This is a genomic window from Aquabacterium sp. UBA2148, assembly GCF_002328915.1.
GTDB classification, from domain to species: Bacteria; Pseudomonadota; Gammaproteobacteria; order Burkholderiales; family Burkholderiaceae_C; genus Aquabacterium; species Aquabacterium parvum.
Window position 1 is genome coordinate 2,527 of record NZ_DCXA01000269.1, and the last position, 382, is coordinate 2,908.

1 pseudogene is annotated in these 382 nt (G+C 68.6%); it reads left to right on the forward strand.

Annotation, left to right across the window (positions count from 1 at the left end):
• A pseudogene (locus B2W70_RS14920) lies at nucleotides 1–382 on the forward strand (alkaline phytoceramidase); the annotation flags it as partial.

The following is a 382-nucleotide window of genomic DNA, read 5'->3' on the forward strand; positions in this document are numbered from 1 at the left end:
CCGCTCAACGCCATTTCCAACGGCGGGTTCATCGTGGCAGCCTGGCTGGCCTGGCGGCTGGCGGGCTCCCTGCCCGGCCGCACGCCCTGGACCACCCACCTGCTGATCGGGCTGCTGGCCACCATTGGCGTGGGCAGCTTCCTGTTCCACACCCTGGCGGTGACCTGGTCCATGTGGGCAGACGTCATCCCCATCTTCCTGTACCAGCTGCTGTTCCTGGTGCTGTACGTGGGGCGCGTGGCGCGGCTCAAGCCTTTGGCTCGCGCGGGCTGGGTGGTCCTGTTCTTCGCGGCTTCATGGGGCTTCGCGGCGCTGCCGGTGCAGTGGCTCAACGGCTCGCTGTCGTATGGCTCGGCGTTCGTGTTCGTGGCGGGCATGGCCG